This is a genomic window from Mycoplasma sp. 2704 (assembly GCF_034863285.1).
Classification (GTDB): Bacteria; Bacillota_I; Bacilli_A; order Mycoplasmatales; family Metamycoplasmataceae; genus Mycoplasmopsis.
The window spans coordinates 1-16508 of the sequence record NZ_JAYFFD010000003.1 but is presented as its reverse complement, the minus strand read 5'-3'; the positions used below and the strand labels follow the sequence as shown (position 1 = coordinate 16508).

The 16508-nt window shown below is 27.1% G+C and carries 12 protein-coding genes and 1 rRNA gene; 9 read left to right on the top strand and 4 right to left on the bottom strand.

Translation table 4 applies throughout. The annotated features are described in order from the left end of the window. The first annotated feature begins 115 nt into the window (after positions 1-115). The 5 genes from secG (at position 116) to VBM90_RS01410 (ending at position 6072) form a co-directional block, all read left to right on the top strand. A complete protein-coding gene (gene secG, locus VBM90_RS01430; protein ID WP_257089479.1) occupies positions 116-355 on the top strand; it encodes a preprotein translocase subunit SecG in 240 nt (79 codons plus the stop codon). A gap of 4 nt (positions 356-359) precedes the next feature. Then, on the top strand, positions 360-2585 hold the full coding sequence (gene rnr, locus VBM90_RS01425; RefSeq protein WP_323176601.1) for a ribonuclease R: 2226 nt from the start codon (positions 360-362) through the stop codon (positions 2583-2585). A gap of 104 nt (positions 2586-2689) precedes the next feature. Next, entirely contained in the window at positions 2690-5023 is a 2334-nt protein-coding gene (gene metG, locus VBM90_RS01420) for a methionine--tRNA ligase (protein ID WP_323176600.1), read from the top strand. Between the two features lie 24 nt (positions 5024-5047). Next, the gene (locus VBM90_RS01415; RefSeq protein ID WP_257089485.1) at positions 5048-5332 is read left to right on the top strand and encodes a putative quinol monooxygenase; all 285 of its coding nucleotides are present in this window, start codon (positions 5048-5050) and stop codon (positions 5330-5332) included. Positions 5333-5412: 80 nt separating this feature from the next. Next, positions 5413-6072: a deoxynucleoside kinase gene (locus VBM90_RS01410; protein WP_257089487.1), complete on the top strand. Its 660-nt coding sequence runs from the start codon at positions 5413-5415 to the stop codon at positions 6070-6072. Between the two features lie 140 nt (positions 6073-6212). Here the strand turns inward: VBM90_RS01410 and VBM90_RS01405 are convergent, their stop codons facing one another. Continuing rightward, complete coding sequence (locus tag VBM90_RS01405) at positions 6213-6815, bottom strand: variable surface lipoprotein (RefSeq protein WP_257089489.1); 603 nt, start codon at positions 6813-6815, stop codon at positions 6213-6215. Between the two features lie 386 nt (positions 6816-7201). Here VBM90_RS01405 and lepA point away from each other — a divergent pair, with 386 nt between their 5' ends. Continuing rightward, a complete protein-coding gene (gene lepA, locus VBM90_RS01400) occupies positions 7202-9004 on the top strand; it encodes a translation elongation factor 4 (RefSeq protein ID WP_257089491.1) in 1803 nt (600 codons plus the stop codon). 25 nt (positions 9005-9029) lie between these two features. Here the strand turns inward: lepA and VBM90_RS01395 are convergent, their stop codons facing one another. From VBM90_RS01395 to VBM90_RS01385, 3 genes are all read right to left on the bottom strand, one after another. Beyond that, the gene (locus VBM90_RS01395; protein WP_323176599.1) at positions 9030-10223 is read right to left on the bottom strand and encodes an MIP family Ig-specific serine endopeptidase; all 1194 of its coding nucleotides are present in this window, start codon (positions 10221-10223) and stop codon (positions 9030-9032) included. A 527-nt stretch (positions 10224-10750) separates the two neighbouring features. Beyond that, entirely contained in the window at positions 10751-12658 is a 1908-nt protein-coding gene (locus tag VBM90_RS01390; protein WP_323176598.1) for a M13 family metallopeptidase, read from the bottom strand. A 116-nt stretch (positions 12659-12774) separates the two neighbouring features. Next, positions 12775-12990, bottom strand: a complete 216-nt coding sequence (locus tag VBM90_RS01385) for an MAG6790 family protein (RefSeq protein WP_257089500.1) — start codon at positions 12988-12990, stop codon at positions 12775-12777. A 153-nt stretch (positions 12991-13143) separates the two neighbouring features. Here VBM90_RS01385 and VBM90_RS01380 point away from each other — a divergent pair, with 153 nt between their 5' ends. The 3 genes from VBM90_RS01380 to VBM90_RS01370 form a co-directional block, all read left to right on the top strand. Then, the gene (locus VBM90_RS01380; RefSeq protein WP_323176597.1) at positions 13144-15324 is read left to right on the top strand and encodes an MYPU_1760 family metalloprotease; all 2181 of its coding nucleotides are present in this window, start codon (positions 13144-13146) and stop codon (positions 15322-15324) included. Positions 15325-15357: 33 nt separating this feature from the next. Continuing rightward, a complete protein-coding gene (locus VBM90_RS01375; protein WP_257089504.1) occupies positions 15358-16005 on the top strand; it encodes a DUF402 domain-containing protein in 648 nt (215 codons plus the stop codon). A gap of 190 nt (positions 16006-16195) precedes the next feature. Further along, a 16S ribosomal RNA gene (locus VBM90_RS01370) occupies positions 16196-16508 on the top strand; the annotation flags it as partial.

Below are 16508 nucleotides of genomic sequence, written 5' to 3'. Positions count from 1 at the left end.
AAATCATTTTTATCTAGCATATAGTTATATCAGTAAAGCACAAAAAACAGATATTGTGGTATTATTTAAAATATTAATCTAACTTATATTAAATAAGTAAATATTAGGAGTAATAATGTCAACATTTTTAACAGTTATATTGGTAATGGTTGGAATTCTAATTGTCTTCGTTTCATTATTAATGTCACCTGATTCAAATGGTTTTTCAGGAGCATTAGTTGGTTCAGGAGACTTGGAGTTATTTAAAAATTCAAAAGAAAGAGGAGTTAAGAAATTCTTAAAATACTCAATGATAGTTTTAGGAGCAATTTTAATTATTGCTTCAGTTGTTTTAAGAATAGTACTGAAAAAATAAAAGTATGCAAAAACAAGAAATATTAAATTACATTAGAAAATATAAGTCAAGGTCATTTTTAGACATTGCAAAACATTTTAAAGTTTCATTGAGAAATAACAAAGACTTGACTAAAGCTATTTCAGATTTGCAATCTGAATATTTAGTTTTTAGAAATAATAATGATGAATATTATTCACCAGAACTGGAAGAAACAGTTGCAGGAATTTTAAAAGTTGCTACAAAAGGTAACTTTGGATTTGTTGATTATGACATCAACGAAGAAGAAGGAACTAAAAAAAGTGTTTATGTAAAAACTTTTAATTTTAATGGAGCTATTAGTGGTGATGAAGTTAAGGTTAATGTTTATAAACTTCAAAAAGGTGATGAAGAATTAAAAGATGGTGTAGTTACACAGATTATTCAAAGAAACAATGAAAGTTTTGTTGGATTTATAAAAGAAAAAAATGGTGTTAAATCATTTGCGCCTATTGATGCTAGATTTAAAAGTGTTAAATTTAAATTAATTCCTTCAAGTGTTCCAAACAAATTAAATGACTTAGTTTTAGCTAAAGTTTTAGCTTACGAAGATAAATTCATAACAATAAGTGTTGAAAGAGTTATTACAAACGAAGCTGACCCAATGGTTTTTGTTAAATCATACTTAGAACAAATTAAAGTTCCATCAGCTTTCCCTGAAAATACTGAAGATGAAATTAAATTAATTCCTGAAACAATTGATAATGAAGACCAAACAAATAGACGTGATTTTACAAACGAAATGATTGTAACAATCGACGGTGATGATACAAAAGATTTCGATGATGCAATCACAGTTAAAAAGTTAGATAATGGAAATTATTTCCTTGGAGTTTATATAGCTGATGTTTCTCACTATGTCAAAGAAGGTTCATTCATTAACCAAGAAGCCTTAAGCAGAGGGACGAGTATTTATTTAGTTGACAGAGTTATTCCGATGTTACCTGTTGAATTATCAAATGGAATTTGTTCGCTTAATCCAAATGTAAAAAGATTTGTTTTAGCTTGCGAAATGGAAATTGATAAAAATGGAAATACAGTTAGAGCAGATATTTCACAAGGTATTATTGAAAGTAAATTTAGATTAACATACAAACAAGTTGACAAATACTACAATACAGGCGAAATTAATGAGGATCATCCAAACCAAGAAAATGTAGTTAAATTAAAACAAATGCTTAATGTAGCTAAAGAATTAAGTTTAATTATTCACGATTACAAGATTAAAGAAGGATATGTTGATTTTGATATTGATGAACCTAAAATTAAACTTGATCAATATGGTAGAGTTGAACAAATCGTGATTAATAAACGTGGATTTAGCGAAGTTTTAATTGAAGACTTTATGGTTAGAGCAAATGAAACAGTTGCTAAATATCTTTTTGACGCTAAGTTACCGGTTTTATATCGTGTTCATGAAGCGCCGGATGAAGATAAAATTCAATTACTACAAAACTCTTTAGCAGCAGTTTCAATAGACGCATCAAAACTTAAAGCAAACTCAATTACCCCTAAAATATTTGCAGATTTTGTTAATAAAGTTAAAGCTGAAAGAGATGATGATTTTATTAAATTAATGTTCTTGCGTTCAATGCAAAAAGCAATTTATTCAGATGTAAACATTGGACACTTTGGATTAGCAAGTGAATATTATTGCCATTTTACAAGTCCGATTAGAAGATACCCAGATTTAATCATTCATAGAATAATTAGAGATTTTATTATTAATAAACAAACTGAAAAACTTGAAGAGTTCAGATTAAACTTACCTGTATTTGGTGTTTTAAATACTAAATCAGAACAAAAAGCAGTTCAAATTGAAAGAAATGTTAATGATCTTAAGTTTGCTGAATTCTTAAAAAATAAAATCGGTTCACCATTTAGAGCTCAAATTTTAAGTGTGCTTAACTTTGGTTTCTTTGTTGAATTTGATTTTAAAGCTAGTGGTCTAGTTCATAAGTCAACATTGATTGATGGAGAATATGAAGCTAATGAAAACTTAACTAAATTGATTTCTAAAGATAGAAAATTTACAATTGGTGATTTTGTAGATGTAATTGTTACAGAAGTTGATTTAGTCGAAGGTAAAGTTACTTGTGTATTAGCTGATTTATACGAAGCTTGATTAGCTAAAAAGCAAAAAGAAGAAGCTGAAAGAGCTTCTAAAAATAAGCAAAATTTTTCAAAATTAAGAAAAAATTTTCAAAAATAAAACAATAGCGCAAAGCTAATAAAGAGCTATGCGCTTTTATAATGAAAAGTTATCTTTTATATAACTTATTTAATATAATTAAAAATATTTATTAAAGGATAAAAATGAAAAATAAAAATAGAAATTTAGAGGAAAATTCATTAGGTTTTGATGCTGGATTAGTAGTTAAACAAGATAAAGATATGTTTAATTATTCAGTTGATACCATTATGCTTGGTAATTTTATTTATTTAAATAAAAAAACCACTAGAGCACTTGAAATCGGTGCTAATAATGGTGCTTTATCAATTTTTGTTGCTTCTAGATATGACAAATTAAAAATTGATGCGATTGAAATTCAAAAAAAAGCAGCAGAGTTAGCAAAAGAAAATGTGAAGCTTAATAATATGGAAAATCAAATTCATATTATTAACCAAGACTTTAATGATTTTTACAAACAGCACACAAAGAATGCACAAAAGAAATATCAAATTATTTTCTGTAATCCACCTTTTTATCCTTATGATAAAACAAAAGTTAAAAATAACATTTCGCAAGAAAAACTAATTGCAACACACGAAATTCATTTAAATTTAGAACAATTAATTTTAGGTTGTTCTAAAATAATAGAACAAAAAGGATTTTTATCACTAGTATTACCCGTTGAAAGAATGGTTGATGCTTTTGAATTATTAAGAAAATATAAATTTGAGCCAAAAAGAGTTCAACTTATTTATCCTAGAATAGACGATAAACCCAAATTTATTTTACTTGAAGCAAGATATCAGACAGGTTGAGGTGTTCATTTCTTACCTAACTTATATCTTCATGATAATAGCGATAAAAATAATCACGATTATTTACCTGAAATTAAAAAACTTTATAGACCTATAAAAGTGGAGGAGAAGATGAATAAAAAAACAAGTTATATAACAACACCTATTTATTATGCAAGTGGAAATTTACACATCGGACACTTATATACAACTACAGTTGCTTGAGTTTTAGCTAACTATAAAAAACTACTTGGTTATGAAGTTAAAATGCTTACAGGTAGTGATGAACACGGTTTAAAAATTCAACAAAAAGCTGCTGAGCAAAATGTAAATCCACAAGAATTTGTTGATAATTTAGTTGGTAAATATAAACAAATGTGAGTTGATTTTGGAATAGAATATGATTTCTTTTCAAGGACATCATCACAATTCCATAAAGATTCAGTAAAACACATTTTCTCTTATTTCTTAGAAAAAGGTTTTATTTATAAAGGGCAATACAATGGTTTATACTCAGTTTCAGATGAAGAGTTTTTAACAGAAACACAAGCAGTTAAAAAAGAAGATGGATATTATCATCCGACAAGTGGTCACAAGCTAATTTTAGTTTCAGAAGATTCATATTTCTTCAAAATGAATGAGTTTGCAAAATGATTAGTTGAGTATATTGATGGTAATCAAGAATTTTTAGCACCTAACAAAATCATCAATGAGATGAAAAATAATTTCTTACTTAAAGGGCTAGAAGATTTATCAGTTACAAGAACTAACATTGAATGAGGTATCAAAATCGATGAAGACCAAACACATACACTTTATGTTTGATTAGATGCATTATGCAACTATATAACTGCTTTAGGGTATGATGTAAAAAACAAGCAACAACCAGATGAGTTTATGAAATTTTGAGCAAGCAAAGACTCAGAAGTTGTTCACTTAATTGGTAAGGAAATAGCAAGATTCCATATGATTTATTGACCTATTTTCCTTAAAGCACTTAACTTAAAACAACCTACAAGAATTCAAGCGCACGGTTGATTAGTTACACCGACAGGAAAAATGTCAAAATCAAAAAATAATGTAGTTGATCCATATGATTTATTAGCTAAATACGATAAAGAAATGATTAAATACTATTTAACATCACAAATCACATTAGGAGAAGATGGTGTTTGAGATGAAGATAGATTTATTGATGTGATTAACTCTGAATTAATTAATAATTATGGAAACTTAGTTTCAAGAACTTTAAAAATGAAATCAAATAGTTTTTCAGGTCCTTTAAAATACAAGTCATCAAAAGATGAAAATGACTTGGACATAGACTTAAAAATTAGAAATTCTATCTTCGAGTACAAAAAACACTTTGACAATTTAGAAATTGACAAAGCATTAAAAGTTGCTATTAATTTATCAAGCGACCTAAATAAATATGTTGATTTAACAGAACCTTGAAAATTAAAAGAAGATTTACCAAGATTAGAACAAATTTTAGCAAGACTTCTAAATGGTATTTATGCAGTTTCAACTTATTTATCAGTTGTATTAAAAGATAAAACAAAAGAAGTAGCAACCGCATTAGGTTTTGATAGTTTTTCTATTGATTTAATAGAAGATTATCAAAAATTTGATAATATTAATCAAGGGAATGAGTATATGCTCTTTGCTCGTTTAAAAAAATAACTTGATCTTATTAAGGAGGCGATTTTGATTTTTGCCAAAGCATCAAGATATGTAATAAATCCAGAAAAGTTAAAAGGATTTATTGATTATTTATTTATATTAACTAAAAAAACAAGAATGAAAGAAGAAAACTTATCATTCGAATATTCTGTCGATCCTGAGGGAGTAGTAATTGTTTTAGAAAGATGATCTACAAGATTAGATTATGAAAAGTTTATGCAGTTAGAAGAGTTTAAACAAGAGTTTAAAACCCTTAACAAAATGTGTAAATTAGTTAATACATTATATGATGTAGATTTAGTTAAATAGTAATAATAATTTTAAGTAAATTCAACTCATTAAATTAATCGAGTTGATTTTTTATCCAAATTTATTAAAGTGAGGTATTTATGGTTATAGGTATAAGTGGAATGATTGCTGCAGGAAAAAGTTCGTTAGTTAAAAACTTACAAAAAGAGTTTCCTACTTCAAAAATATTAAGAGAGTTTGAAGAATCTGATGATGTTTTCAACACTTTCTTAAATTGATTGTATGAAAATAAATCAAATTTAACAATTAGTTTTCAATCTTATATAGCCGAAAATCATTCAGATAAGTTTGCAAAATTATTAGATGAATACAATCAATCAAATTCAAATATTAAAAGAGATCACATTTTTGTTGATAGATTTGCATTAGAACATTATATTTTTGCTAAGTTGATATTATCGGCAAAAAGTGAAAAATATTTACAGGCTTATGATGCTATGTTTGAAAAGTTAGTAACTGAAGATGAAATGCCACATTTTGCAATTTTCTTGGATGTAGATTTTGAAACATTTAAGAAAAGATTGTTTGCAAGAAATAGAGAATCAGAAGTGAAGAATTTTGATTCTAATTACGAATATTTTAAAAATTTACATTCTAACTATTTAAAAATCTTTAAAGAGATAGCTTCAAAATATAACCTTAAGTACTATGTCATAGACACAAATGATAAAGATGAAAAACAAATATTGCAAGAAGCATTATCAATTATTAGTGATGAAGAAAAATTACTTAGTGAATAGATTTTCCTTTTTATCACAATTAAGTAAACACTTGTTTTTAGTTCTATTAAGAACAGGAAATGAGTGTTTTTCTTTTTGCAAAAGCATAAAAAACAACACTAATATAATTGATTTAGTGTTGTATAAAATATATGTAAAAATTATTGAGCTGGAAGATTTAATGTAACTTCGAATGCTTTTGAAGAAGTCTTAACCGGTGTTGCATCATTAACAAATTTAACAACTTTGAATTTAATTGTAACTGTGCCTTGTGATTCATTGTAAACTGTGTTAAGTCATCCGCTTGCCCCTTGAACACCTTGTTTGTTTACGTATTCAGGTTTTACATCATTAGCAATCATGTAACCACTTTTAATGTATTGAATTCCTTTTTCAGCATTAATAGCCTTAATTTCTGTTGAAGGTTGTGTAACATTGTAATCTCTACCAACACCTGTTGCTAATTGACCATCATAGTTAGAGAAGAATAATTGTCTTTTTCTTTCTTCACCTGTTGTTAATTTTTTAATAATATCTTGTCTTTTTTCTGGTAAGAATGTGAATAATTCAGCTCCTTTAGCCACTAATCTTTCACCAATTTTATCTAATTCAGCAATTTCTGCGTCAGCATGTACAGGTGAACCTGTGTTAGGGCTACCAGGTTGTTCTGGTTTTTTAGTATCTTTACATGACACTGCCACGGCTGGCGCCACAATAGCTGATAATCCAGCAATACTCATAAGTAAAGTTTTTAATTTTTTCATAATAATCATCTCCTGAAAATTAATTTATCTACTTAAATTTAAGCACATTTTTCAAATATTATGTAATAAATATGTAATTTTTTCTTATTTTTTTCACATTTTGTGAAAAATTAAGGATTTTTTCTCTGGTTACACTCTTTATTCAGTGAATTCTGAAATAAAAACCACAGCAAGAATGCTGTGGCGAAGTTATGTAAGACATAATAATGATTATGTGTTTTACATAAAATTATTTAGTGACAGGTGTTTAATAATTTAACACAAGAAGGATGTTTCATGGACATCACATTCTTTATCCGAATCATGTTCAAGGATAAAGCACTAGTATTATTATAAGATAAAAATTCAAAAAATGAAAAAAATTTTCATCTATAATTTAAAGAACTATGGAAAAAAGTAAAATTCGTAATTTCTCAATAATAGCTCACATAGATCACGGTAAGAGTACTTTAGCTGATCGTATTTTAGAATACACAAATACAGTAGACACAAGAGAGTTAACTGCTCAATTTTTAGATTCAATGGATCTTGAAAAGGAACGTGGTATTACAATTAAACTAAATGCAGTTCAAATCAAGTATAAAGACTATATTTTTCATTTAATTGATACACCGGGACACGTTGATTTTAATTATGAAGTTTCTAGATCACTTGCAGCTTCTGAGGGAGCTTTATTGCTTGTGGATGCAACACAAGGTATTGAAGCTCAAACTTTAGCTAATGTTTATTTAGCAATTGAAAATAATTTAGAAATCTTACCTGTTATAAATAAAATCGATCTACCAAGTGCTGATGTTGAAGGTGTTAAAAAAGAAATAGAAGAAGTTATCGGTATACCGACTGATAATGCTATTTTGGTGTCTGCAAAAACAGGTCAAGGTGTTCATCAATTGCTTGATGCGATTGTTGAATATATCCCAGCACCTAAAAATGCAGATGATAATAAACCTTTAAAAGCATTGATTTTCGATAGTTACTTTGATCCATATCGTGGAGTTGTTATGTTTATCAGAGTATTCGAAGGTAAGCTTAAAACAGGAGATAAGTTTAAATTTATGTCAAGACACGATGCAGGAAACGAGTATCATGTTATTGACTTAGGTATTAAAAATCCAAATGAAACCAAAAAAGATGAATTAGTTGCAGGAGAAGTTGGATGAGTTTCAGCAGCAATTAGAGATGCAAAAGAAGTTAACGTCGGGGATACAATCACTTTAATTTCTAATCCAACAAAACAAGCTCTTCCAGGTTACAAAAAAATGAAACCTGTTGTGTTTACCGGTTTTTACCCAATCGACACAAAAGATTACATGGATCTTAAGGAAAGTTTAGAAAAAATTTCATTATCAGACTCATCAATCACATGAGAACAAGAAACATCAAAAGCATTAGGATTTGGATTTAGAGTTGGTTTCTTAGGAATGTTGCATATGGAAATTCTTCAAGAGAGACTTGATAGAGAATATAAGGTTGGAATTATTGCAACAAGTCCAAGTGTTGAGTATAAAGTAACTACTACAAAAGGAGAAATTGAATACATTTCTAACCCTACATTGTTTCCTGATAGAACATTTATAGAACAAATCGAAGAACCATATGTTGAAGCAAGTATTTTTGTACCAAATGAATATATTGGTAATGTTATGGAACTTTGTCAAAATAAAAGAGGTATTTATAAAACTTTAGAGACAGTTGACTCTAGAAGAACTAGAATAATTTATGAATTACCATTAGCTGAAACTGTTTTTGATTTCTTTGATAGATTAAAATCTACCACAAAAGGTTATGCATCATTTGAATATGAGTGAATTGGATATAGACCTTCAGATTTAGTGAAAGTAGATATCTTATTAAATGGAGATAAAGTTGATGCATTCTCAATAATTACACATAGAGAAAAAGCATATGAAGCAGCAAGAGAGTTATGTGTAAAACTCAAGGATGCAATACCTAGACAAAACTTCGAAGTACCTGTGCAGGCCACAATTGGTGGAAAAATTATTGCAAGAGAAACAATTAAAGCTTATAGAAAAGATGTTACTGCAAAACTTTATGGTGGGGATGTAACAAGAAGACAAAAATTACTCAAGAAGCAAAAAGAAGGTAAGAAACGTATGAAAAAACTTGGTTCTATTGAAGTTCCACAAGAGGCTTTCTTATCAGTTTTAAAAACAAATATTGACAAATAATTTATTTAGCCAGGTTAATGCCTGGTTATTTTATTAATCAAGTTTTATAGTTATCTCCATATAAATTTCTAATTGCATCTTTATATGATGATTTTTGATTTTGATATCCTCCATAAATTAAATCATATGGTTCTATGTTGTACAAACCGAAGTTCTCTGAATAATCTAATTCAGGAGATCTTAATAAACAAGATATTGATGCTTTATTTTTAAAATCAACATCATATGTAGCAAACATTAAACCAAGTAATTGATTATTTTGATTAACAACCGGAGATCCTGATGAACCATAATATGGTTGATAATCATTTATTACGAATCCTAAACCATAATTAACAAATTTATTTGCTTTGGAAACAGATTTATTTACATACTTAAAATTATTTAAATGACTTATGTATCTAAAGTTAAGCAAAATATCAACAAAACCAGGATAGTTTTCTAAAAAATGAAATTGCTCTGAGTGATTTAAATTATTTGAATTATTAAAAGTAAACTCATTTTCCTTATCGTGGTAACCTATTGAGTAAAATTCATGATTTTCCAAAATATTATCTGATGATATGGTGTTAATTTTATTGATATTAATAAATTTACCTAATCATTCATTAAACGTCATATTTTGACAACTGACTAAATTTTCATTTTTAGAGTATTCAAAAATTGAATTACTTTTATTATGAATATTTTTCAAATCTAATTCCAGTATACCAAAGTCAATCATTTCTTCAACATTATCCATATTATGGATGTAATTTTTAGGACTTGACTTTAAAAAATCTAATGCTAAATATACAATTTTAAAATCACTAGGATTAAAGCTGAAAATTTGTTTAATTTCTTGGTTTTTATTCGTATCAAATCCCAACTTTGAAATTTGAACTTGAGAAGTTATAAGGTTACTTTCATCATTTAATAATTGGTTATCATTGATAATATTTGAAAATATTGAACCATCAGAATTATTCTTTACAAAGTTATTTAGAACATGAGCATTTGTTACGAAATACAATTTTTCAATTTCACCATTATCATCAAGATGATAATCAAATAAACTGATAGTACCTGAATGAATCATATATTTAGATTGTGAGTTTATCCTGTTATGAGGGTTATAGTTATGAAATGAAACTTTAAATACATTATCCATCATATCTTCATGCTGAATATTAAGATTAATTTGATTATTTTTATCAAGTTTGATACTTTCTCAATTCATTTTTCCTGAACGAAGCAAAATTTTATTATTAATTAATAATGGGGAAAAATTACTTAAATATTTCTGATTCAATAAACTATTTGTTAATTTACAAGAATTTGTATTATGGTTTTTATTATTGATTTCTTTTTTTAATTGATGGTTATCATTCTTGCATGAAGCAGTAAAAAAACTGCAACAAAACATTAACTTCATAAAAATTATTAAGCAGACTAAAATTTTTTTCATAATCACCTCATTAATTTAGTAATTTTTCTCAAATTTGAACTATTAGGTAATTAGTTATAAGAATAGTTAAAAAAATTAAAATAGTTGATAAAGTTATTCATTTTCTATAGATAATCCCGAGAGTCTTGAGCCATTTAATGGAGGAGACTATGAAATATATCGTGCTAATAATGCATATACAATTTTAGGAGAGTAAATATCAAACTAAAATTATTAAAATAATTATGAAAAACCTCAATATAACTATCACTAAAAAATGTGTTCGTTATATTGAGGTTTATATTTTTCAATTTAGTTATCTATCAAATTTTGATTTGTTCTTCTTCAGGTAAAAACATTTGATCGTTTTCATTTAAGTTATAAGTTTTTGTGAAATCCGGATTGTTTAATAAAACAACATTTCCACGTATTTCTGAAGGTGAGTGAACATCAGATTCCAATCTTCTTTTTGCGCTTCCTTCTGTGATAATCATTCTTCAAACTCTAGCTCAGTTTTCGAAGAAGTTTTTTGGATTAAAGTCATTTTCAAGTTTAGCAGCTTCAAAGGCACATGAAACTCCACCGATATCAGCAATATTTTCAGAAACTGTTAGTTTTCCATTAACTTTTCCATATTTAGTTTCCTTACCATCATATAACTTAATAACAGCGGCAATTTTTTCGTCAAATTTCACTCTATCTTCATCAGTTCATCAGTTGTTTAAGCTTCCATTTTCATCAAATTGTGAACCGTTGTTGTCAAATGCATGTGAGATTTCGTGAGCAATAACTGCTCCAATTCCTCCATAATTTGCAGATGAAGATTGATTAATATCATAATAAGGAGCTTGTAAAATTGCAGCAGGGAAAACAATGTGATTTGCAAATGGATTAAAGTAAGCATTAATTTCTGCTGGAGACATTGATCAATACTTATCATTCTTTAATTGATTGTATTGCGATAAGTTATATTGAGTCTTAATTGATTCAAAGAATAAAACATTTTCTAAAATATTTGAACCTTGCTCATATGTCTTAACAACAAAATCTTTGTAAAATGGTCTGATGATTTCTGGGTATCCAACCATGACACCTAATTTGTTCAATTTAGTAATTGCTTTCTTAATTGTTTCTTTTGATAATCATGTGTTTTCTTCCAAGTTTTTCTTATAGACTTCAATCATATTAGCAACCATATGTTCTACATCTTTTTTAGCTTTCTCTCCAAAGAAATGTTTTGCATAGTACATACCTAATGGTTCTTTGAAATATTTAGTAGCTAAATCATAAGCGAACATTTCTAAATCTCTTGGTTTTTGGATTGAGTAAATTGCGTTTTTAAATTCTGTTGCTTTAATTCTTGTTTCTTCATCTAAATATGAGGCAGCAAAAATTAAGTTTTTAATAAAGAATAAGGCTTTATATTCTTCGAATGTTTCGCTATTGAAAATATTGTTTAAGTTTTCAATAAATTTAACGTTTGAACAAGGCATCATTTCAACTTTTTGGCCTACTAATTGCTCTGCAATGTTTGGTATATTAAAAATTGAACTTTTATCGGTATATCATGAAATTTTTTTAGGGTTGTATAATGAAACATAATCAGCCTTTTGAACATCTGAAAGAACATAATCTTTAATTTTTAAATCAAAAGCAATAGCTTTATTAATTAAATCATTTGATTTTCTTTCATCAAATCCGTATTTTTGTAATAAATCAAAAACCATATTAATTCATACAGTCATTAATCTATTTGCTTCTTGTTCATTTTCATATGTTTCTTTTGATGGCAAAATTAAGCTAAATTCATCAAGTCATAAAACTTGTAATTTATTATTTTTAAAATCTTCCCCAACACCAAAAGATAAAGGTAAAGATACATATCTATTATTAAAGTAATCAAAATTTGAAGCAAGTTGTTCAAATGATTTTAATTCTTCAATATTTTTAAGAAAATCTTTAGCCGGTTTTATTCCGATTTCTTTTCTCTTATCTTTATCAATAATCATTTTGTAAAATTCAACATACTGCTTCATCATAGGATCATTAGGTAATTCTTTTTGACCATTAGCTCACTGAACTGTTAAGTCTTTAAGCAATTTTTCTAATTTGATATCTAATTCACCAAATGCTGACATTGATGATCTATCTGATGGAATTGTAGCAGTATTTAATCATTCATAATTAACGTATTCATAAAAATTATCTTCTAATCTAGGTTTTGACATTTTAACTCCTTATAATTTTCTTTTTATTATATAGCAATTAGAGTTTTTTAAACAAAAACCACCAAAAATTGGTGGCACATATCTATAAAACTAATATATAAATTCTATTTAATAAATTAAACAACTTTAACTGAAACTTCTTTAGAATGTGATTTACCTTCCAAATTGTTTCTTTCTATATGGAATATTTCAATTTTTTCATTTCCCTTGGTGTGTAATCCGTGTTTTTGACCACGGCGAAATCCTTTAATTTGACCTTCTAATTCGTCAATTGTGTTAGCTTGTGCAATAACTTCACCACTAGCTACTAATTTTGCTTTGTATTTGTACATAAGCACCTCCGATTTCTTACACTTTTATTCTATAACTTTTTGAGGTCTAGTTATCAAAAATTTAATATTTTCTAGTAAATTTTTCACATTTATGAAAAAAATAATTACAACACTTCTTATCATATTTGAAGATAAAAAGTGTATGATTTAAACATGACTAAATTACGTAAATCTTTATTGTTTTTAACTGGTTCAATTTTAGGTCTAGGAACACTTGTGACTAATTCATGCAGTTTTCTAGATATTTTTAAATCTTCCGGAAATGGTGATAAAAAACAAGTTAATAAAGTTAAATTAAGATTTACAAATTACACACATCCTACAATTGCAGCTTCTAATGTAGTCTCAATTAACGATAAAGAATTTATGAAAACTTCATCAAAAAGTAATGATGAAGTTAGTCAATTATTAAATAGATTTGAAACTGAAAAAAATAATGTGCATGAATATGAAGAAACTAATGGATCCTGCTATTTTGAATACATAGATCCATACACAAATGTGACCTTTAGAGACTATGCATATTATGTTAGTGAAGACAAAAGTGAACGTAGATATTTATTAGGTCCTGAAGGTTTAGTTTTATATGCTCATGAATTTAAAAGAAAAATTCCATTCAGTACTGAAGTTTTTGATCTTGAAGCTATAAATATAAATAATTTTAGTGTAATAGATAATACTGCAAACGGTTTATATATTCCAAATATTAAAAATATTTTTATTAATGGTTTCTTTTTTTGTGAATCAGGAATGAGCCTTTATGAAATTATTGCTTATATGATGCAAACAACATTCCACGAATATATGCACCATTGAGCAAACTCATATGCAGAAATTGCATTTAAAAAAGATGTACTTGCAAAATATTATAGTTTTGAAAATGATGATTCACATTTAGTTAACCCATCAATTATTTATTATTCACCTGGAGCAACAATTAAAGATCAGCATAATCATCTTTACATTCAATATTGAAATAAATCGTTTGTTGATTCATTTCAATATTTATCAAACTATGATGTAACTTCAAAATCAAAAATCTCTGATGAAACTTGAGAAATATTAAGAGCAGATAATAACAAAAAAAACAGTTTTATTCATAATGTTTTTAGTCCAAAAGATATTTGAGATCTTTCAAACGGAAAACCAAGCAATCCTGATGTAATTGAACTTAATAGAAAATTAAAAGAACATTCAAAATTGTATTATTCACCTGATACAAAGTTCGGTCTTTCATCAAATAATATTCGCTACTATTATTCATTGACTGAATTAGTTCCTAGAGAATATTTAAAATATGGTTTTGAACCTTACTTTAATATAAATTTACCAAATCCAATTGGTCCTGCTATAGAAGATTCAAGAAATAAAGGTCAAGATATCTTTACAATGAGTTATTTTAGCTATGCTCATATTGATAAAACATCTTCAGCCACAACTTACACAATTTCACCAACATCTTTAGCAGATGATATGAGTAAAGTTTTCTTGAATAATTTTGATTCACAATATAGACAAGGATGATACATACAAGGTGATTTAACAATTCAAGAAAATTCAAACAGAACAAGAACTTATAAAAATCAATCTTCAATTCTTCTGCCAACAACACCTTTTGCTTTATCTGAATATCAACCTCAAGTAGGATATAGAACCAAAACTGAATATTTAAATCTTCAGAAAATAAAACAAGATAAATCAGTTGATTTTTACAAATTATTTTTAGATACAATGGGTTATGGAAAAACTATTTCACAACTATATTATGATAATAGTGGATGAAAATGAATTGATTCAGAGCATTCACAAATTGAAAATAATGAAGCAAATCAACATAAAATCAAATTAAGTGGTTACTTAGATTCAAATGAGTACACAGGGTTTGTCTTCGTTAATCCAGATAATAATCAAGTTACTGCAACATCAAAAATTAAATACTTAGATACATTCAATTTTTTTGGTCACAAAACTTTTGATAAAGGTGCATTGTTATCAAATTCATTAACATCAGAACAAGCTCAGCAAAGAGAAGAGCAATTAAATAATAGAATTTATCCAAATTCATTAAATGAATATACAAACGCTTTATTTATTCCATATATTTCGGAAGATTTCATTACAAAACCAAGTAATAATTCAGTTATTTATTTATGAAAAGATTTGAATAACAATAATATTGCTGAAGAAAATGAAATTTTATTAGAAAAAGAAATAACACTTCCTGAAAATAGATGAGTAACAACGGCAAGATCAACAAAAAACGAAAATGTTTACAATATAATAAAAACTACAGATAATAAAGTTAAATTAGATTTTCATAAATTATTTAGATAGTTAAGATATTTACAAGCAAACAGAAAGGGATTTATGCTATGAGATTTTTCTAAATTAAAAGTTGGACAAATGATTAATGTTCAAGCTTATAAACATAATGGTCATCTTTATAGACAATGAAATTCTGTAAAAGTAATTTTTCATAATAAGAGACATATTGTTTTATTTTTAAAAAACACTAAAGTGGCTGAATATGAAAGAGATGTAAATGGGTGAAGATATAAAGAAAATGCAATTTGATTTATTCCGAAAGATTCAATGTACAATGCAATTGTTCTTTTAAAGGAAAGTGGTTCTTATTATTATATAAACCTTGCATCACGTCCAATTTTTGAAGATGACACGCTTAAATTTATTGATTATGATTTAGACATAAAATGTTATCCAGATAAAGAATTGCAAATTGTTGATAGAGAAGAATTCGCTGAACATTCAAAAGAGATGAAATATCCCGAATCATTAAGAAAGACTATTTATGATGAAATTAAAGACATCATTTCTTTATATAATGATTATGAATATTTCTTTTCAGACGAAGTTATTGCATACTATTTAAAAGTTTTATATGATGATAAATTAATAACAGAGAAAACATATAATAAATTATTAGACACTAATAATAGAAGAAAATACAATGAAGAAACTTCAATGTTTGCTGATATTTCAAAAATATACAAATAACAAAAACTTTAATACTGTCCATTAAACTATGATTTGGATAGTATTTTTTTAATCAAAAGTTCAAATAAAAAATTCGAAAAAAATTTTTAAAAAAACTTTGAATAAAAAAAATAGTGTTATAATATTCTTGCTTTTGATAGCAAAGAAGTTCTTTGAAAACTAGATATATACAAGACATGACAAGTCAATTTTTTTCGAGAGTTTGATCCTGGCTCAGGATGAACGCTGGCTGTGTGCCTAATACATGCATGTCGAGCGAAGTTCTTTGAACTTAGCGGCGAATGGGTGAGTAACACGTACTTAACATGCCCTTTAGATTGGGATAACGATGAGAAATTATCGCTAATACCGGATACTTATATCGAACGCATGTTCTATATATAAAAGGAGCCTTAAAGCTTCACTAAAGGATTGGGGTGCGTAACATTAGCTGGTTGGTAGGGTAATGGCCTACCAAGGCTATGATGTTTAACGGGGTTGAGAGACTGAACCGTCACACTGGG